Genomic DNA, 21,239 nt, shown 5'->3' on the forward strand with positions numbered 1-21,239 from the left:
TTCCCAGAGAACACTTTCATCATTTTCTGCAGTGGCAGATAAACTCACTGTTTGCGACTCGCAAACCGACATGTCCTCTCCGGCAGAAACAGTTGCATTGGGCAGGAAGGTCAGGGTAAAACAATGTTCGTCATCAGCACAAGGATTAAGGGCAAAGGCTTTGAGGCACAGCTCTGCTGAACCGTTAATCATATCCAGCTCTCCCGGTTGGTAGGTTGTGTTCAGTTGATCCGGAGCATCAAAATATCCATCACCGCTTGTTGACCAGAAAAGTTGTTGGTAATTCACCGCAAAAGCATCGCTGATCATATAAACCTCACCTGAACAAACTGAACTATGTTCTCCTGCAAAAACTATGGGTAAGCGGTTGAAGGAAATTAATAACTGATCACTGACCGATGGGCAAAAACTGCTGTTGGCAGTTAGGGTTATCATTACTTCACCATTGATGAGATCTTGATTGCCTGGGGAATAGGTCGTATTGAGTGAGCCTGGGTCAGTAAAAATACCATTTCCGGAGGTTGTCCAAAAAACATCGGTGAAATTTTTTGCAGAGCCGTCTAAAACTATACTATCTTCAGTCTCACAGACTGTTTGATCAGTACCTGCGTCCACTTGAAGTGCAGGTGACAGGGTTACCTGCATAAAGTCAGTACTATCAATGCAATTGGGGTGAGCGATGGCAGTTAAATTGAGCGTAACGGTACCTGAAGAGATATCGTTTACACCCGGATAATAAACTGTCTCAAGGGAAATTGGGTTGGTAAAGATGCCATCACCCGATGTTTGCCAAAGTACTGATTGTTCATTCAGTGCTATACCGTACAGAATTACCGATCCTGTTGCACAAATGGTTACATCTTCACCAGCATCAGCAATTGCATCCTCGCAACCTGCCATAATGGTAATCTGAATAAGATCAACCGCTGCAACATAGCATGGATCAAATGGAAATGCAGTTAGTGTTAGAGTGACACTCCCAAAATCAATTTCGCCCTGGCTGGGATAATAAACCGGGTTAATAATTGCCGGATTATTAAACAAGCCTGAGCCACTTGTAGACCATGCAATGCCAGATACTGAGTGCACAGTTGCATTAATGATCGAAACACTGTCACCGGCAATAATTGTTAAATCGTTTCCTGCATCAGCAAATGGAGCTTGTTGGATAGTAATTGAAACATGATCAGTAGCATCGTCGCACTTGTCATTTGCAAAAGCAGTGATGGAAAGGTTCACATGCCCGTTCATGATATCAACTGCACCGGGAACATAGTCCGGATTTAGTGCTGATGCATCGGAAAAAACACCATCTCCATCGGTTGTCCAGAGAATGGATGTGTAATTCCCGGCAGTAGCGGCAAGGGGAACAATATCATCTGTTTCACAGATCGTTAAATCATTACCTGCATTAACGTTAGGTGATTTTTCGACAGTTACCACCAATGTCGAAACAGCATCGCTGCATCCATTTATTGATGAGGCTGTTACAGACAACTGAACGATTCCGAAATCGATGTCCTGAGGGCCGGGAACGTATTCAGTAGTTAGGCTGTATGCATTGCTAAATGAACCATCTCCTTCAGATTCCCAGATAACGGAACTAAAATTCAAAGCGTTGGCTGTCAAAATCACAGATTGTGTCTGACAAATGGTAACATCTTCACCCGCAAAAACTGATGCGTGCGGGAGGAGGGATAAGATAAAACAACTTTCATCATCATCGCACGGCTCATCTGCAAAAGCTTTGAGGCATAATTCCACATAACCGTTGTTAATATCCTCTATACATGGATGGTAAATAGTATGCAGTTGATCAGGTGCTTCAAATTGACCACCACCTGATGTTGACCAGAGAAGATGATCAAAGTTTACAGCAAAAGCATCAATAGTAAAAAATGTTGCGCCGGCGCAAACAGATGCGTTTTCTCCTGCAAAAACAATAGGCTTACGGGTAATGCTGACCATGACCTGATCATAAACTTCAGGACAAAAATCACTATAGGCCGTAAGCGTAAGTGTTACCTCACCGCTATTGACATCTGCAATGCCAGGGTTATAAATGGCAAAAAGTGCACCTGCGTCGGAGAAGGAACCATCACCTGATGTTGTCCACAAAATGGTTGAGAAGTTTGCGGCAGTTCCTGTTAAAACTGCTCCAATCTCACTTTCACAAATTGTTTGGTCATTTCCGGCATTCACCTGAGGAAAAGGCGACAACGTTACTACGATGTAATCGGTATCATTTGCACAATCTGGTAAAGCAAAGGCTGTTAAGCTTAGATTTACTAACCCTGATGAAATATCGTCTGAGCCCGGAAAATACTGCGCTTCAAGTGCAGTAGCATCAGAAAAACTTCCATCACCTTCAGTTTGCCAAAGTACTGATTCTTCATACTCAGCCGAACCGGATAAATTCAGCCAAGCCACGGCACAAGTGGTGAAATCCTCACCTGCAAATGCAACTGCATCATCACAGTCGATCACAAAAGTAACTTCAACCTGATCCACTGCTGAAACAGAGCATGGCTCAACCGGAAAAGCAGTCAGGGTGAGTACAACATTTCCATTGCTATAATCATCATTGCTTGGTTGGTAGATCGGGTTCACGATTGCCGGATTACTGAATGTTCCTGTCCCGCTTGTAGTCCATTCCAGGCTTGACAAAAATTCCACAGATGCTGAGGTAATTGGAAAATCTTCACCAATCAACACAGTGGCATCATTTCCAGCATTAGCTACAGCTAAAGCTTGGATGGTAATTGTTAAACAATCAGCCACATCATTGCAAACACCCTGCCCGCCAGCAGTTAGACACAGTTGAACCGAGCCCGTCTCACGATCATTCATGCCGGGAGCATAAATTGGAGTCAATAATCCGGCATTGTTGAATGACCCATCTCCGCTGGTTTCCCAGATCAAACCGTTGTAACTATAAGCAAAACCCGAAAGCTGCACCTCTTCGCTGGAACAAATCGTTATATTTTCACCAGCTTCTACAATCGGTGAAGCGAAATAGTTGATTGTCGTGCAATCGGTCACATCATAGCAAACAGAGTTGCCCATCGCAGTTAAACACAGCTCTGCAAAGCCTATAATCAAATCATTTTCACCGGGCGAATAGACCGGGTTTATCGTTCCAATATCATCAAAAATACCATCGCCATTTGTAGTCCAGATTAGTTCAGTATAGTTATCAGCGGTTGCATCAATCATTACCGGCTGATTGCCACAAACCGAAAGATCAGGCCCCGCATCGGCAGATGGTGAATGTTGGATAAAGAGGGTCAGGCAATCTGACACACTTTCACAATCCTCTATACCAGAAGCTGAAAGGCAAAGTAAAACCTGACCGTTATTAATGTCTGAAATTCCCGGTGTATAAACCGGGTTCAGTGTTTGAGCATCATTGAATAATCCGTCCCCGTAAGTTGTCCAGAGAATTGTTCCAGAATTTTCGGCTGTCCCGGATAAAGGAACTATTTCATTTTGACAAAAAGATAAATCATCGCCAGCATAAACTATCGGAGGTGCCTGAAAGTAAACGGTGATACAATCTTCAGCAATGCCACAGCCATTGATGCCAAAGGCTGTCAGGCAAAAAGTCGCAAAACCATTAAGAAGGTCATTTGCACCAGGTGTATAAAATGGTTGTAAGTGGTTTGGATCATTGAATATACCGTCCCCATTGGTCTCCCAGGTAAGCAGTTCATAGTATTGAGCCTCTCCGGATAATTGGATCATATAATTTGAGCAAGCTATAAAATCTGAGCCTGCAAAAACCACTGGCAAATGTTGAATAAACAGCGTAAGGAAATCTTCAACTTCACCACACCCCTGGTTACCATATGCTTTTAAAGATAGATGTACTGATCCTAGTTGTACATCCGACGGGCCGTGCTGGTAAACCGGACTAAGTGACTGTGGATTGATAAAAACTCCGTCACCGGAAGTTTGCCAAACAAACCCGGAATAATTCCCTGCAGTGCCAGATAGCTGATATTGCATACCTTCGCATATCGTTGCATCTTCGCCAACTTGAACATTGGCCTTTCCAGTGATGTTTACAATCAGGCAGTCTGTAGAATTCTCAAAACCCTCGTAGGCAAATGCTGTCAGACACAAGGAAACCGTTCCGGTCTGTTTGTCATTTGTTCCGGGATGATAAACCGGATTGAGCAGGAATGGATTCTCGAAAAAACCATCTCCGGTGGTATTCCATTCCAGTGAAGCATAAAAAGCAGCATTGGCTTCAATTAACAAAACATCTTCATCACTGCAGATCAATTGATCTGAACCGGCATCAGCTATGGCATGATGACCACCGGTGTTGACTATTGAAAGTGTTAGGGTATCCGATGAAATGATCGAACAGGGCGCTATGGGTTGAGCAATAAGGATAAGATCAACTTGTCCAGATATTTCATCCGTCATCCCATGCACATAGGTGGAGATTACTGCTGAAGCGTTTTCAAAAACCCCGTCTCCGGTTGTAATCCATTGTACTTCAGAATAATTATCAGCGGAGGACCCTATAGTGACAAAATGTTCCCCGGCATTAATTTCAGCATCTGCACCTGCAAAAACTTCTGCAAGGGGAGTAATTACAACAGATTTACTGAGTGTGGTTCCAGTACTGCAATAAGTTTTTGGACCGGCAAAGAGAGTAAGCGTGAAAGAACCATTGGCCTTGTCATTTGGACCGGGATAGTACTTTGGATTTAAAATATTGGTCGAACTTAATGTTCCATCACCACTGGTTGACCATGAAAGAACATCGCTTTCAAACACCTCTGCTGCTAATTGTAAATAACTGTTTGTTATACACAGGGAATCAGTATTTGGGCCAAAAGAAATGATTTGAGGAAGGGGTTGTATGAAAAGTGTTACATCTTTTGTTGCAGGAATCGAACAGGGTGCAATGGGAAGCGCATTTAATGTTACTATCGTTCCCTTGTTTGCCAAATCCTGTGGGCCTGGTGTATAAACTGTTGGTTTTATAGTTGGATTTGAAAAAGTACCATCACCCTGGGTAGTCCATAATATTCCGGAATTGTTGGAAACACTCCCATTGAGAGAAAATGTCTGACCCTGGCAGCGACGAATAATTGCAGGTCCTGATGCGGTGGGCCCCGGCAAATAGGATATGCAAAGATTGTCGCAAACGGAGGCCACACATGGATTTATGGCCTGTGCACTGATGGTGAGCGTTACTCCGTTCGTGATATCGCTATTTGAAGGGATATACTGTGTAACAGGTGAACTGGGATTTGTAAAAGTTCCTGATCCGTTTGTGGTCCAGGCAACAGAACTGTAATTGGTAACAGAGGGCTCTAAAATGATGGTTTCATTGCCACAGGCGCTCCTGTCTTCACCTGCACTAACGATTGGTATGGGTAGCACGGTAAGCTGTAAATCGTCAGTTGCAATTAGCGAACATGGACTAAGTGGCTCCGCAGAAAAAACAAGTGTTACTGAACCATTTGCAATATCCTGAACCCCTGGTGTATATATAGCACAAGACTGTAATGGAGTATTGAATGTCCCGTCACCGCTCGTATTCCATTGTGTATTCAGTGAATTGGTGGACACTCCTGTAACGGTAAATGTTTGATTAGCACATATTTCCCCATCATTCCCTGCCGAAGCGGAAGGGTGATCATGAACAACAACAGTAAGCTGATGTGTAGAGGTGTAATTTGGATCGGTCACTGTTAAATAAAAGTCAGTGGTAACATCGAGAGTAACAGGAGGGGGCGTTTGGACATTGGAAGTTAATATCGGCGGGTTTGATGTCCATGAAAAAGTATATGGCCCTCCTGCCCCAACAAATTCATTGGCATTCATGGCTACCTGGCTGTTTATACAAACCGGATTTTCTGATGCACTAATATAAAAATCGAGGTTGGTAACCGCCTTCATATTCATCACCATTGATAATGATGTCGGGTACCATCGGCCATTAGTGACATAACCGGTACTCACGTAATACGATATGACCGTAACAATGTACTCCTTCTGGGTCTCCCAAAGAAAAAATCTGAATTCGATCAGTTCTCCACCCGAAAATCCATCCTTAATCGGGGTTGTGTTGTCATCACCAAATAAAGTTAGGATTACATTCTCCGTGCCTGTCCACATCCTGGCGCCACCACATACCCTTACACCATTGCGAAGAAAAAACCCTCCCATATAATCTCCGGGTTGCAACGGAATGTCATTTATTCGTGGATTGGCAGCAAGGTTAATAATATAACCATGAATTGTTCCAGTGTTTACAGGTGTATCCCAAACTGGCGGAAATCCTGATCCACGGGTGTTTTCAACCTGAAGCAAAGAATCCAGAATCTGTTTCTTTCTTTCTTCCGTCAGATCATCAAGAAAATAGTTGGTAACAGCACTATTTTCGAAATTGAATTGGCTGGCTGAGTCTGCTCCTGGCTCAGCGGCCCGAAGCGACGAAGCAGCAAGCATTTCAATAACAACCAGTAAAAACACTACGCTTGCAAATCTCTTGTAAAAACAGTACATATTTCCCCCCTTCTTTATGAAGATTCGATCATTAAATTCCACATCTTAAAATGCAGAAATCACTTTAATTGGTTTTGGAGATATTGTACTTGGCTTGTTTAAAACAACATTATCACTTGTTAATAACTTGCGGTGGTAAAAATATTAATAATCCTCACTTATCAAATAAAAAAATATATCAAAAAAATTGATTATTGTCATAATATTTTGTTTTTCAGTATTTTACAATTTCCTTAAAATAGAAATTTTTACACAGTATAAATAGTGTACCGGAAAATTAAAAGTTAAAAACAATTATTTTTATTGTTGAAAACTTTTAATCTGTTTTCAGCATTTCGCCTTCAATCTTTGCAATGATCACAGCCCCACATGTATCGCTCCATACATTTACAGTGGTTCTGAACATGTCGAGAATGCGGTCAACTGCCAAAATCAGCCCAACCCCTTCTAAAGGTAGTCCGACAGCAGAAAGAACAATAGTTATCATCACCAGTCCGGCCATCGGGATTCCTGCAGCTCCAATTGAGGCGAGCAACGCCGTAATAACAACAATGACTTGCTGAACGAAGCTAAGCTCTACTCCATAAGCCTGGGCTATGAAAATTACAGCAACGCATTCATACAGTGCCGTTCCGTCCATGTTGATAGTTGCACCTAAAGGCAAGGTGAAACTGCATATTTTGTTTGAAACCCCTGAATTGTTCTCCACAGCCTGAATTGTAAGTGGTAGCGTTGCACTTGAGGAAGAGGTGGAAAATGCAGTAAGTAAAGGTGTTTGCATACACCTGAAATGCTTCATTGGTTTTGTTTTACCAACTAATTTCACGAGTAACGGAAGGGTAATGATCGAGTGAATTGCAAGCCCTGTAATGACTACCAACATATAAAGACCCATACTTTGCATCAGTCCAGACAAATCGTTCTGTTGAGCTACTTTCTCGGCTACAAGCCCAAAAATACCGAACGGTGTGAATTTAATGATAAACAATGTCAGTTTCATCATGACCTCAAAAACAGCGTTGAAAAAACCTGTCAACATTTCCTGATAATCAGTCTTTACGCGGGTGATGAAAAAACCAAACAACATGGCAAAAAATATAACCGAAAGCATCTGACCATTGGAAGACATCGCATTGAAAATGTTGTCAGGAATTATTTTAATCAGCGTTGTGGCAAGGGTGTCACTCTCCATACCAAGATCCACTTGTTGTTTCAAATTCAGGTCTGCACCTATTCCCGGCTTGAAAATATTGACAAGAACAAGCCCTGTGAAGATTGCAAAAACACTTGTTGTCAAATAATAAATGATTGTTTTGATGCCAAGTCTGCCAATGTTATCTGCATTTCCTATGTTCGTGATACCCGATATAATGGAACTGATGATGAGTGGAATAATGATCATTTTGAGCGCCCTGAGAAAAATCTCGCCCATCCATGAAACATAACCAACATAACCTTTAAAAAAAATTCCGAATAAAACGGCAAGAATCAATGCAATCAGAATTTGCCAGTGCAGCTCAATTTTTTTCATATCAATGTCTTTCATGATCCGAATACACAACCATGTTGGGTTATTCTTATTTTTTGGGCTAAAGTATAATATTTATCCAAAACAGACCATGATGTTGTTTCCAATGACGTTGATTAGTTTTTACAAATACCGGATTATCAGATTTTATATACTTTTACCCATTGAATTAAATTTTGCAAAATGAAAATTATACAGTTACTGTTACTGCTCGGTTTTTTATTCTTCAACTCATTGGTTTTTAGTCAACACGAAAACATTATGATTGTAAATGTGGATGGCCCGAATGAACCAACTATTGCTATTGATCCCAATAATACCAACCGACTGATAGGTGGATCCAACCTCAATTTCTATTTTTATTCTGACGACGGAGGCTACACCTGGCAATATGGTGTACTTACTTCTGCATCTCTGGGTGTTTGGGGCGACCCGGTAACTATGGTGGATAATAACGGACATTATTACTTTTTCCACCTCTCCAATCCGCCAAGCGGCAACTGGATCGACAGGATAGTCTGCCAGAAATCAACCGATGGTGGTGTTACCTGGAATGAAGGAACTTATATGGGGCTGAACGGTACTAAAGCCCAGGACAAACACTGGGTAATCATTGACCGGAACAATGGAAATATTTATGTAACATGGACCCAATTTGACAGTTATGGAAGTTCCAACCCAAGCCACCGAAGCAACATCATGTTTTCAAAATCAACTGACGGTGGAATGACTTGGTCGCCGGCGCTGAGGATAAATGAAGTGGATGGCGATTGTATCGACAGCGACAATACAGTGGAAGGATCGGTTCCGGCTGTTGGGCCAAACGGTGAGATTTACGCCTCATGGTCTGGGCCTTCCGGACTTGTTTTCGATAAATCCTTAGACCAGGGTGAAACCTGGCTTGAAAATGATATTTTTATTTCTGATCTTCCGGGAGGCTGGGACATAGCCATACCCGGGATTTACCGCGCTAATGGCTTCCCTGTGACTGTCTGTGACCTGAGCGGAGGACCCAATCATGGCACAATTTATATCAACTGGTCAGATCAGCGAAACGGAGAAGATGACACCGATGTATGGCTGATCAAATCCACCGATGGCGGCGAAACATGGTCGGAGCGAAAGCGGGTAAACAATGACCCGCCGGGCAATCAACAGTTTTTCACATGGATGACTATTGACCAGGTGACCGGCTACCTCCATGTTGTGTTTTACGACCGTCGAAATTATACAGATAACCAGACTGATGTGTATATGGCCGTTTCGAAAGATGGAGGTAATACCTTCTTCAACTATAAAGTAAGCGAAGAACCTTTCATACCCAACTCATGGATTTTCTTTGGTGACTATAACAATGTAACCGCACATGACAACGTAATCAGACCAGTATGGACTAGGATGCATGACGGGCAACGCAGCATAATGACCGCGATCATTGATAGCCAGATACTTTCAGTCGAAAACGCACAAACACCCGTCATTCCATTTGCCCTGGAGCAAAACTACCCAAACCCTTTTTATGGCAGCACAGGTTTTTCTTTCCGGTTAAAGCGGGCTTCAACAATTTCGTTGAAAATTTTTGATTTATTCGGACGTGAGGTGGCTACCCTGGTGGATGATGAATACCGATTTCCCGGCAATTATACAGTTCATTTCGATTCGAGGGCTTACCAGTTAAGCCCGGGCGTTTATTATTTTTCCCTTTCAGGAAACGAGGTTAACCAGGTCAGAAAAATGATCATCGAACGATAAATCATACGCAAATACCTGGTTGATTGTTTAATAAGTGTTTCATTTAAACTTTTGAATATACATTTGTAAAAATTAATTATCCTGTAAATCGTTAATTATGGACGACCGATTAAAAGCTTTTCTCTCGAAAATCCGGATGCTGGCCGTTGAAGAAGGAATCGAAAACCTTTCAGTTCAGGCCATTTGTGATAAACTTTCAATCTGCAAGGATGAACTTTTCAGTATGATCAGGGACGAAGAAGATCTCGCATCGAAAGTGCTCGAATATGAGCGTGATAGTTTCAAAGCCATATTTGATGAGTACAACTTTGAAGGGATGAATGCCATTGATATCCTGATGATCGTCAGCCGTGAAATTGCAAGCCGGTATTACGATGTCACTCCGGCAATTTCCCGATCACTCAAACAGCGGTTCCCCGAAATTTACCAGGATCATTTTCAAAAACGGGTTGACTATATTTTCGGTAAAATCCAAATCAACCTTCAGAAGGGAATCAGTCAGGGGATTTACCGAACAGACCTGAGCATAGAACTGGTTGCCCGTCTTTACCTCAGCAGACTGATCGACATCCATAACGAAGATATTTTCCCCTCTAAACAATTCAGTTTTCACACCCTTTTTGAAGTGATGTTTGAGAATTTCGTCCGCAGTGTGGCAACTCCCGAAGGACTTAAGTATTTTGAAAAAAGGATGAAGAGAGTGGATTGGCGTCGTTAGAACTTTAACATCTTCTTACACCATCAAATTTCTGTAAACACCGCCCGTTTAAAGTAGTTTCTTTGCAAAAACTTTGGAAACGAATTTTATTAAAAACGTTTCCTGGGTCATTTTGTAAAAATTCAACATCATAAAGCATTGGAAAATACTGAGAAAGCGGAAAGGATAAAAAGAATTGTTGCCAAAAGTGTGAATCTTTTCAAGACTTATGGCATCCGTAGCGTTTCGATGGACGATATTGCCAGGGAACTGGGTATGTCGAAAAAAACATTGTATGAGCATTTCGACAACAAAGCTGAATTGTTATCCACAGCATTGGAGGTTGTACTTCAGGAATTTACACTTTGGTATGATGATTTGAAAGAGCAGAATCTTAATGCTATTGACGAGTTGCTCAGTATCAGTAAAAGGGTGAATGATGAATATGCCAAATTTTCGCCGTCCAACATTTTCGACCTGAAGAAGTACTACCCTGATGTGATTAAAGAACACATCAACAACGAAAAACAAATCACCTATACAGTGCTGGTCGAAAACCTCCGCAAAGGTATAACAGGAAATATTTACCGCAATGACCTTGATGTTGATCTGATCGCAGGACTATACGTGCAGAAGATCGCAGTCTTACATTCCGGAGAATTCTGGAGCGATGCCAATGTGACTTTCGAAAAAATTTTTGAGATCATGTTTGAAAATCACATCAGGGGAATAGTTAATCCGGAAGGATTGGAATATTTTGAACAACGTAAATCACAATTAATTTTTAAAAACTTACAATGAAAAATCTGTTGAGTTTTCTTTTTTCCGCTGTTGTTATATTGTTCAACAGCCTCACAGCGCAGGAAATCGCATCAAATGACTCGGTAATGCGTATCTCGTTGGAAGATGCGAAAAAGTTTGCATTCGACAATAATTACGACATCATCAATGCGATGAAAGAAATCGATATAGCTCGTGAAAAAGTGAAGGAAACGGCTGCTATTGGTTTACCACAAGTCAGTGGGTCGATTGCTTATAATGATTTTATCAACATTCCGACGCAACTCATCCCGGGTGAATTCTTTGGCGAGGAAGCAGGAACATTTATACCGGTAAAATTTGGAACGAAATACAATATGAGTCTTTCTGCCACGGCGAGCCAGCTGATTTTCAGCGGGGAGTACATTATCGGGTTGCAAGCCATGCGGGCTATTGTGGACTTGTCGCAAAAACAACACGAAAAAGCACTTATAGAATTGGTGCAAAATGTTTCACAATCCTATTACCTGGTGCTGATTGCCGAGCGAAACAAGCTAATTGTTGATTCTCTCCTCGAGTCGCTAACCGAAATCAGGGATGCCAATGTGGCGCTTTACGAAAATGGGTTTGCTGAAGATATTGATGTTGATCAGGTTAACCTGCTTATTTCTGATCTGAATGCCACGCTGATGAATATCCAAAACAATCTTTCCGTGTCGAAAAACATGCTTAAATTCCAGATGGGTCTCAAACTTGAAAATGAAATTGAACTCACCGATAATCTTGATGACCTGCTTGGAAAGGTTGACCAGGAAGTACTCGTGCAGTCAGGATTTGATTATCGTCGAAACATCGACTACCGTATTCTCCAAAACCAACAAGAATTGACCAATCTCAATCTTAAACGATATAAATCGCTTTACCTTCCAAGGCTTTATGCTTTTGTAAATTATGCCGAAAACGCACAGCGCAACGAATGGAACTTTATGGACATGACGCAGCAATGGTACACAACCACTATATTCGGAGTGCAAATGGACATTCCGATTTTTGAAAGTGGCAACCGCTCAGCAAAAATTAACCAGGTTAAAATACAACTTGACCAGCTTGAAGTAACTGACAACAAATTACAGGCAGGTCTGAATATTCAATACAGCACTGTAAGGAACAACTTCATCAATGCATGGAAAGTGATGAAAAATAAGGAACAGGGATTGGAACTTTCACAAAAAATTTACGACCGCACACGACTGAAAGTTCTTGAGGGAGTCACCTCCTCTATCGAATTGCAGCAAATCTACACGCAGTTCCTCAATTCAGAACGCGATTACGTAATGGCTGTGCTCGACCTGTTAAATAACAAACTTGAGCTGGAAAGATTAAATAATTAACATAAAAGTGATCCCAATGAACTTTAAAATCCTATTCAGGAATGAAATTAAATCCGCATTTCTGATTCTGTTTTCGGTTTTAATTATTGCCGGATGTTCAGCAAAAACTGATGACTCATCCCAACTTCAGAAACTTATAAGTGAGCGTAACAGCTTAGATAACCAAATTAAAGAAATCGAACAGCGCATGGCTGTAAGTGGAGACAAAACCGGAAAAACAGATCATGTGCCATCGGTTAATGCTCTGGTGTTAAAGCCTGAGCTTTTTAGCTATTTTGTAAAAGTAAGAGGGAAAGTTGAGTCGGACAACAACATTTTTGTTCCAGCACAGCGTCCTAACCTCGTCAGCCGAATCCTGGTTAAAGAAGGCGATTACGTCAACAGTGGACAACTGATGGCCGAGCTGGACAATGAAAGTATTCTGCAGTCGGTCAAAGAACTTGAGAACGCCCTTGAACTGGCTCAGACACTTTACGAACGCCAGAAGAATCTTTGGGAAAAGAAGATTGGCACCGAAATTCAGTACCTACAGGCAAAGACCCAGGTTGAGGATTTACAGATCAAACTTAAAAATGTAAATACTGAATTGGAGAAAACCAGGATATACTCACCAATCGACGGGGTTGTTGATCACATAGCGATTAAGGAGGGTGAAGCAGCTATTCCAAATGTCGGGGCGATCAGGGTTGCCAATTTTTCCTCACTTAAGGTTAGGGCAAAATTAGCAGAAAATATGATAGGCCAGGTTAAACGGGGCGATAGGGCGACTGTTGAATTCCCAATTACCGGCCTCAGTCTTGATGCAAAAATTACGGCCATTTCAAATGTAATAGACCCTCAAAACAGAACTTTCGACATCGAATTGTTACTGCCGGATGACAAGAAAATTAACCCCAACATGCTGGTTATCGTAACCATCAAAACATATGAAAACACTGAAGCCATAATTGTTCCTGTGAACGCCCTGCAAAAATCAGATGACGAAATTTTTGTTTTTATTGCATCGAAAAAGAACGACCAATGGATTGCTGAATTAAGAAAAGTGACCACGGGTTTATTTTACAATAATCAAATCGAAATCACCTCAGGTCTTGCAAGCGATGATGTAGTCATTACTTTCGGATTGAACAATGTAACCCTTGGAGAGCCTGTTGATCTGATATTTTCAGCACTTTGACAACTCAGCATCAACCTGAATACTACGATTTAAAACACGAAAAACCTGATGAATACAGAAAAAGAATTTAGCCTGACCAATATAGCGGTAAAGAATCGCACTACAGTATATATTTTTACCATTATCCTTATTATTGCAGGCATTGTAGCGTATCAATCCACACCAAAGGAGAAATTTCCCGAGGTCACTTTCCCTTTTTTTTCCATAGCAACAATTTATGTCGGTACATCACCCGAAGACATGGAAAACCTGGTGACCTATCAGTTGGAAAAAGAGTTGAAAGGCTTGAAAGGTGTGAAAAACATCAGTTCCAACTCAATACAGGATTTTTCACTTATCTTCCTTGAGTTTGACACCAATATTGATGATAATCGCGCCATGCAGGATGTTAAAGATGCTGTGGACAAGGCAAAAACCAACCTCCCCCCCGAACTGGCGCAGGTGCCGAACCAAATGCCGGAAGTAACCCGAATTGATCTTTCCGAAATCCCAATTCTCAACATCAATCTTTCGGGTGAACTGGGTTTGGTAAAAATGAAGGAATATGCCGAAAGTCTTCAGGATCGTATCGAAAGTCTTCAGGAGGTTACAAGGGTTGATATTGTCGGGGCGCTCGATCGCGAAATACAGGTAAATGTAGACTTGTACAAAATGCAGGCTGCCGGCATTACCTTCGACCATATAACCAATGCCATCCGCCTGGAAAATATGACCATTACTGCCGGCATGTACAAGATGGGAACGATGGAACGCAACATGCGTGTTGTTGGAGAATTTACCGACCCTGACCAACTGAACTATCTGCTCCTGAAAGAGGGTGTTTATCTTCGTGATATCGCTGAAATTCGGGATGATTTCCGTGACAGAGAAAGCTACTCACGGATGGACGGAAAAGATGTAGTGACGCTGAATGTGATCAAAAAATCGGGTGAAAATCTTATCGTTGCAATTGATAAAATTAAGGAGATCATAGCCGACTTTGAAGAGAACACCCCGGGAAATTTTGAGATCAAAGCCACCGGCGATCAAAGTACCATGACCCGAAATAACGTGAGTGATTTATTCAACACAATTATACTTGGTTTTTTGATTGTAACCCTGGTGTTGATGTTTTTCATGGGTATCGACAACGCGTTGTTTGTAGCAGTAGCGATCCCGCTCTCGATGGTCATCGCATTCATTTTTATTCCCCTGATTGGTTTTACCATGAATATGGTGGTGCTCATGGCGTTCATCCTGGTGTTGGGTATTGTGGTTGACAACTCCATTGTGATTGTGGAAAACATCTACAGAATTTTTATGACCACACCCAACCTGAACATAATGGACGCTACCCGACGTTCTGTTGGCGAAGTGGCCCTTCCCGTTTTTACAGGAACTTTAACTACCATCATGCCATTTGTACCCCTGGCATTTTGGCCGGGTCTTATCGGAAATTTTATGGTCTACATCCCTGTTACCTTGATCATTACCTTGTTGGCTTCAATGCTTGTAGCCTATGTAATGAATCCTGTTTTCGCAGTATCCTTTATGAAATACCGTGGGGAAAAAGCGCACGAACGTAAACTCTACCGCAAAGAATCCATTTTCCTCATTTCAATAACCGTTATTGCCGTAATTCTTTATGTTGTTGGAATATTCTGGGCTGGTAATCTACTTGCATTCCTCGTCATTATCTGGTTGTTCACAAAGTTTGTGATCTTTTATTTTGTCGAAAAATTCCAGCAACGTGTTATTCCAGTGATCATGAATGCCTATAAAAGTACTTTGTCTTTTTTACTTAAAGGGATCCATCCATACCTCATTATAGGATTAACAGTTTTTCTTTTCTTTTTTACTTTCTATATGCTGGGCGTAAGAACACCACGTGTAGTTTTTTTCCCCGAGGGAGAGCCAAACAATATTTTTATTTACATTTCAATGCCTTCAGGAACTGATATTGAGGTAACAAACCGGGTAACTCAGCAGGCTGAAGACTCAGTGTTTGCAATTCTTGGCTATAACAACACTGACGTTGAGTCGGTGATTACCAACGTGGCTATTAATGCCGGACAAAATATCTTTGAGCGGAGTACCCAGGCTCGATTGGCAAAGATTGCCATCAATTTTCAGGAATACAAATACCGAACTGGAAAAAGTACAACAAAATACCTCGAAGAAATGCGGCAGAGAATTGTGGGGATTCCTGGAGCAAAAATCATCGTGGATCGCGAGCAGTCAGGTCCACCTACCGGGAAAGCCATCAATCTTGAGATCAGGGGGCAATCTGACCGTCCTTACCGCGAGTTGATCGCATTGTCAGAAAGCACGCGGTTGTTTATTGATTCATTAAATATCCATGGCATTGAAGATTTGCGTTCGGATGTTGAAATGGATAAACCTGAAATCGTTGTAAAAATTGACAGGATAAAAGCCAATCAGCTTGGAATAAGCACAGTTCATATTGGATCAATGCTGCGAACCGCCCTTGCTGGAACCACGGCTTCAAAGTACCGCGAAGGTGAAGACGAGTATCCTATTAATGTCCGGTTGGATAAGCAATATCGAGATCACCTTGATCAATTGTTATCAATTACCGCAGTTCTGCCTGGCGGACAAGATGGCTCTATGCGTGAAATTCCTCTATCTTCTGTGGCTGAAATCGAATACCAGAATTCTTATGGTGGTGTAATCCACCAGCAGTACCGTCCAACAGTAACCATTTCTTCGAATGTACTGACCGGCTACAATGCCAACGAGATCGTTCAACAGTTGCGCACAGCGCTCAACTCCTTCGATCTTCCCGATGGATACGAAATCACTTTCACAGGTGAACAGGAAGACCAGGCGGAGGCATCCAGCTTTCTTACTATTGCTTTTCTCATCGCAATATCAGTGGTATTTTTAATTTTGGTTTCCCAGTTTAATTCCCTCTCAAAACCGGTAATCATTATGTTACAGGTGCTTTTCAGTATGATCGGAATATTTCTGTTGACAATCATTTTCGGCATGAGTATCTCGGTGATCATGACAGGGATGGGCCTTGTTGCAGTGATTGGGATTGTAGTGAAAAACGCCATTATCCTGATCGACTACATTGATATCCTGATCAATCGTGGTTATAAATTCAAAGATGCTGTAGTCATCGGAAGTGCAACACGTCTTACACCGGTAATCCTGACAGCTTTTTCTACCATCTTCGGGTTGCTGCCGCTGGCCATTGGGATGAACATCAATTTTTACACGATTTTCACAGAACTGAACCCACACATTTATTTCGGCGGCGACAGTGCATCATTCTGGAATCCACTGGCCTGGACCATTATTTTCGGATTGTCGTTTGCCACTTTCCTTACACTTGTAGTTATTCCCGCCATGTATTATTTAATTTACCGTAAAAGACACACTGAACCAATTGCCGTGCAAAGCGTTGATTGAAGCAAAGTCCATGTTAAAATGACCAAAAACTTTTTATTGCTGCCAGTTGTCCTGATGATCATAAACGCCTGTAATCAGCCTGCCGAAGGTCCTGATCAGGTTTTACCCAAAGACAGGATGGATTCCATCAGCTACATCATAGGTTATGATTATGGTAAGGGCATTCGTGAGCAGGAAATCAAAGCAAATCCTTTTTTGGTTTATAAAGGGATCTATGATGCGCTGAATAAGGAACAAGGTCTTTTTGATGATTCGTTGCAAAGCAGGCTTATAGCAGAGTTCAACCAGGAGTTGGAAGTTAAGGATGCTGAACGATTCAACGAAATGTTGGCTAAAAATAAGCAGGACGGAGAAAAATTCCTTGAAGAAAACAGCAAAAAAGCGGATGTTTTTGTTTTACCTAGCGGACTTCAATACAAAGTCATGAAATTAGGTTCCGGGGATTATCCTTCGGTTGCGGACAGCATTACCATTCATTACCGTGCAATGTACCTTGACCGGACTACTTTCGACATGTCTTACGATGGCGGACCGGTGGATATCCGGATCAATCATCTGGTAAAAGGGCTGACTGAAGGTATCCGGTTGATGCAGCCCGGCGCCATTTTCGAGTTTTATATTCCATCCCAACTTGCTTACGGCGACCGCAATTACCTTGACCTTGTGCCCGCCGGTTCAACAGTCATTTATACCATCGAATTAATTGCCATTCATAATAAAAAATAAAACCAAAAAATCATGAACAACTTCACCTATTACAATCCTACAAAAATCATTTTTGGGGAAAATACCATCGCTAAAATTACTACAGAAATTCCGCATCATGCCAGGATTTTAATTACTTATGGCGGCGGTTCGATCAAGCAAAATGGTATTCATAAACAGGTAGTTAGTGCCCTTAAAGGATTTACCTTCTTTGAGTTTGGCGGGATTGAACCCAACCCACAATACAGCACGCTGATGAAAGCTGTTGAAATGTGCCGCAAAGAAAAAATTGACTTCCTGCTTCCCGTTGGAGGGGGGTCGGTACTGGATGGAACAAAGTTCATTGCAGCAGCTGCATCATTTGAAGGGGAACCATGGGATATTCTTGAGAAAGGAGCTAAAGTCGAATCAGTAATCCCCTTCGGCGCGATTCTCACATTACCGGCTACCGGCTCCGAAATGAATGCATTTGCTGTGATTTCAAGGAAGGAGATCGGAAAAAAACTGGCTTTTGGTGTCCCTCCGCTTACTAATCCAAGATTTTCAGTACTCGATCCCAACTTCACCCGTTCACTTTCACGTCGTCAGCGCGGTAATGGTGTGGTTGACGCGTTTGTACACGTTACCGAACAATACCTCACTTATCCGCAAAACGCTCCGTTACAGGACCGTTATGCCGAATCGGTGCTGAAAACACTTATCGAACAGGGTCCTGCTTACCTGAATCATCCGGAAGACATGGAAACCGCATCGAATGTGATGTGGAGCGCTACCATGGCGCTCAATGGACTGCTCTCCTGTGGAGTGATACCCGATTGGGCAACCCACAGTATTGGCCATGAACTAACAGCCCTCCATGGCATTGACCACGCCCGAACTCTTGCCATTGTATGGCCGGGTATGATGCGCGTGATGATGCCCGAGAAAAAAGTAAAACTGTTGCAATTTGCCGAAAGAGTCTGGAATATTACCGAAGGTAGCGACGCTAATCGCATCGGAAATGCTATTTCAGCAACCGAAGCATTTTTCAACAGTCTCGACGTCCCAACGAAATTATCCGATTATCAGCTTGATAAAACGGTTGTTGAAAAAGTGATTGAAAATCTTACCGCCAACGGCTTTACTGCATTGGGTGAAAAGAAGCTTGTCACCCCCGAAAAGGTTAGAGAAATTTTAATTGGAAGGTTGTAGTTTAATTTAAGATCAGGCATTTTACTTATTTTGCAAAATGAAACCAGCGCTTAAATTTACGGCCTGATGAATTTACTTACAGTTGAAAACCTGACAAAGTCGTTTGGGGAAAAAATACTTTTCGAGAACCTCTCCTTCGGAATCGAAGCCGGCCAAAAAGTCGCCCTGATTGCCCGAAACGGAGCAGGAAAAAGCACTTTGATTAAAATCCTTGCGGGGGAAGATACAGCTGACTCAGGACGGGTAACCATGGGCAATGATGTCACCATTTCCTACCTCCCCCAAAATCCTTTGATGGATAATCAGCAAACCATCATTGATTATCTCTTTGATTCACAAAACGACCTGGTGAGGCTGGTTAAGCACTACGAGGAGCTGATAAGCGGCAGGTTGGAAAATAAAGAAGAACTCAACCAGGTGGTGAGCAGGATGGACGAACTTCAGGCCTGGAATTTCGAATCGAAGATCAGGGAAATACTCGGAAGATTTGATATCAATGATTTGAATCAACCCATTGGCGAACTTTCTGGTGGAATGCGCAAAAAAGTGGCACTCTCAAAAGCGCTGATCGAAGAAGCCAACTTTATCATCATGGATGAGCCTACCAATCACCTCGATATCACCATGATCGAGTGGCTCGAAAACTACCTTGACCGGCAAAACCTCAGCATCTTCATTGTCACACACGACCGCTATTTCCTTGATAAAGTCTGCAATGTGATTCTTGAACTGGACAATCAGACGATATACCGTTACAAGGGAAATTATGCCTATTTCCTGGAAAAGAAAGCTGAAAGACTGGCTGTGGAAAAAGCCGGGATAGACAAAGCAAAATCGCTTTACAGCGTCGAACTGGACTGGATGCGCCGGCAACCTCAGGCAAGGGCTACCAAGGCGAAAGCGAGGGAAGATGCATTTTATGCCATTGAGGAAAAAGCAAAACTGAAAACCGAAAACGAGACCAGGGAGTTTAATGTACAGATGCAACGCCTTGGAGGAAAAATTTTAGAGCTAAATTACATTTCCAAAAAATTTGGCGACCAAAAAATACTGGAAGATTTCACCTATACCTTCAACAGGGGCGACCGGATTGGAGTCGTCGGGAAAAACGGAAGCGGAAAATCCACACTCCTGCGGATCATCATGGGTGAAATGAAGCCCGACAAAGGCAAAATCGTTAAAGGTCAGACCGTTGAATTCGGCTATTTCCAACAGGAAGGGTTACCCATTAACGAAGACAAACGTATCATCGATATCATCAAAGACATTGCCGAGCAGGTGGAAATGAAGAAAGGAAGTATGACCCCGGTACAGTTTCTCAACTATTTCAACTTTCACACAGATGTACATTACAATTATTTTTCAAAGTTAAGCGGAGGCGAAAAACGTAAACTTTATCTTCTCACAGTTCTGCTTCGAAATCCCAATTTCCTGATCCTCGACGAACCCACCAATGACCTCGACATTGAAACCCTGAATAAATTAGAGGAGTTTCTGCTCAACTACGAAGGCTGCCTGATGATTGTTTCCCACGACCGCTATTTCATGGATCACATTGTAGATCATGTGTTTGCTTTCCAGGGAAATGGAAAGGTAAAAGATTATTACGGTAATTATTCAGAGTTCAACCGGTTAATCAAACTGGAGGAGAAAAACTCAAAATACCTTCGTGATAAGAATGCGGAAAAGCCTGTTGCAAGGGAAAAGAAACCAACAAACAAGCCTACTTATAAGCAAGTTAAAGAGTTTGAATCGTTATCAGAGGAAATTCATTCCCTGGAAAAAGAGAAAGAGCATTTAGTAAACAACATGAATCAAGGCAAAGGCACCACTGAAAATTACCGCGAATGGTCTACCAGGGTTGGTGAACTGATTCGCCTGATTGATGAAAAAACCGACCGTTGGCTGGAGTTGAGTGAGATTGTTGAGGGGGAGTAGGAAAACAGTTGCCATTTTTACCGGGTTGTTGCTGGACGTTCATCATTGCCGGTATATCACCGGACAACTTTTTACAACCACAACAATGCCGCGAACAACCATTAAAACCAAAAACTTAACTCTAACTTAACATCCATAAATTTAAAACACTGT

11 protein-coding genes are annotated in these 21,239 nt (G+C 42.1%); 9 read left to right on the forward strand and 2 right to left on the reverse strand.

Features of this window, described 5'->3' with window-relative positions; genetic code table 11:
- Together IH598_11225 and IH598_11230 are read right to left on the reverse strand one after the other, a co-directional pair.
- The coding region (locus IH598_11225) for a hypothetical protein (protein ID MBE0639081.1) at nt 1-6,531 on the reverse strand (6,531 nt) is incomplete at its 3' end.
- Between the two features lie 316 nt (nt 6,532-6,847).
- The gene (locus tag IH598_11230; GenBank protein ID MBE0639082.1) at nt 6,848-8,062 is read right to left on the reverse strand and encodes a dicarboxylate/amino acid:cation symporter; all 1,215 of its coding nucleotides are present in this window, start codon (nt 8,060-8,062) and stop codon (nt 6,848-6,850) included.
- Between the two features lie 180 nt (nt 8,063-8,242).
- On the opposite strand from IH598_11230, the gene IH598_11235 reads away from it, so the two are divergent.
- The 9 genes from IH598_11235 (at nt 8,243) to IH598_11275 (ending at nt 21,086) form a co-directional block, all read left to right on the forward strand.
- Complete coding sequence (locus tag IH598_11235) at nt 8,243-9,811, forward strand: T9SS type A sorting domain-containing protein (GenBank protein MBE0639083.1); 1,569 nt, start codon at nt 8,243-8,245, stop codon at nt 9,809-9,811.
- Between the two features lie 97 nt (nt 9,812-9,908).
- Nucleotides 9,909-10,529, forward strand: a complete 621-nt coding sequence (locus IH598_11240; protein MBE0639084.1) for a hypothetical protein — start codon at nt 9,909-9,911, stop codon at nt 10,527-10,529.
- 138 nt (nt 10,530-10,667) lie between these two features.
- Complete coding sequence (locus IH598_11245; GenBank protein ID MBE0639085.1) at nt 10,668-11,309, forward strand: TetR/AcrR family transcriptional regulator; 642 nt, start codon at nt 10,668-10,670, stop codon at nt 11,307-11,309.
- On the forward strand, nt 11,306-12,658 hold the full coding sequence (locus tag IH598_11250; protein ID MBE0639086.1) for a TolC family protein: 1,353 nt from the start codon (nt 11,306-11,308) through the stop codon (nt 12,656-12,658). The genes IH598_11245 and IH598_11250 overlap by 4 nt, the downstream gene beginning before the upstream one ends.
- Before the next feature lie 16 nt (nt 12,659-12,674).
- A complete protein-coding gene (locus tag IH598_11255) occupies nt 12,675-13,835 on the forward strand; it encodes an efflux RND transporter periplasmic adaptor subunit (protein MBE0639087.1) in 1,161 nt (386 codons plus the stop codon).
- A 48-nt stretch (nt 13,836-13,883) separates the two neighbouring features.
- The gene (locus IH598_11260) at nt 13,884-17,252 is read left to right on the forward strand and encodes an efflux RND transporter permease subunit (protein MBE0639088.1); all 3,369 of its coding nucleotides are present in this window, start codon (nt 13,884-13,886) and stop codon (nt 17,250-17,252) included.
- 18 nt (nt 17,253-17,270) lie between these two features.
- Nucleotides 17,271-17,978 (forward strand): FKBP-type peptidyl-prolyl cis-trans isomerase, encoded by a 708-nt coding sequence (locus tag IH598_11265; protein ID MBE0639089.1) that lies wholly within the window; start codon nt 17,271-17,273, stop codon nt 17,976-17,978.
- 12 nt (nt 17,979-17,990) lie between these two features.
- Nucleotides 17,991-19,148, forward strand: a complete 1,158-nt coding sequence (locus IH598_11270; protein MBE0639090.1) for an iron-containing alcohol dehydrogenase — start codon at nt 17,991-17,993, stop codon at nt 19,146-19,148.
- Between the two features lie 66 nt (nt 19,149-19,214).
- Nucleotides 19,215-21,086 (forward strand): ABC-F family ATP-binding cassette domain-containing protein, encoded by a 1,872-nt coding sequence (locus IH598_11275; GenBank protein MBE0639091.1) that lies wholly within the window; start codon nt 19,215-19,217, stop codon nt 21,084-21,086.
- Nucleotides 21,087-21,239 lie beyond the last annotated feature (153 nt).

The sequence above is a fragment of the Bacteroidales bacterium genome (assembly GCA_014860585.1).
Lineage (GTDB): Bacteria > Bacteroidota > Bacteroidia > Bacteroidales > 4484-276 > RZYY01.

What these genes read in the sequence shown, in the direction of transcription:
- IH598_11230 (MBE0639082.1), bottom strand. Translation starts at nt 8,062, where the DNA reads ATGAAAAAAATTGAGCTGCACTGGCAAATTCTGATTGCATTGATTCTT.
- IH598_11235 (MBE0639083.1), top strand. Translation starts at nt 8,243, where the DNA reads ATGAAAATTATACAGTTACTGTTACTGCTCGGTTTTTTATTCTTCAAC.
- IH598_11240 (MBE0639084.1), top strand. Translation starts at nt 9,909, where the DNA reads ATGGACGACCGATTAAAAGCTTTTCTCTCGAAAATCCGGATGCTGGCC.
- IH598_11250 (MBE0639086.1), top strand. Translation starts at nt 11,306, where the DNA reads ATGAAAAATCTGTTGAGTTTTCTTTTTTCCGCTGTTGTTATATTGTTC.
- IH598_11255 (MBE0639087.1), top strand. Translation starts at nt 12,675, where the DNA reads ATGAACTTTAAAATCCTATTCAGGAATGAAATTAAATCCGCATTTCTG.
- IH598_11260 (MBE0639088.1), top strand. Translation starts at nt 13,884, where the DNA reads ATGAATACAGAAAAAGAATTTAGCCTGACCAATATAGCGGTAAAGAAT.
- IH598_11265 (MBE0639089.1), top strand. Translation starts at nt 17,271, where the DNA reads ATGACCAAAAACTTTTTATTGCTGCCAGTTGTCCTGATGATCATAAAC.
- IH598_11270 (MBE0639090.1), top strand. Translation starts at nt 17,991, where the DNA reads ATGAACAACTTCACCTATTACAATCCTACAAAAATCATTTTTGGGGAA.
- IH598_11275 (MBE0639091.1), top strand. Translation starts at nt 19,215, where the DNA reads ATGAATTTACTTACAGTTGAAAACCTGACAAAGTCGTTTGGGGAAAAA.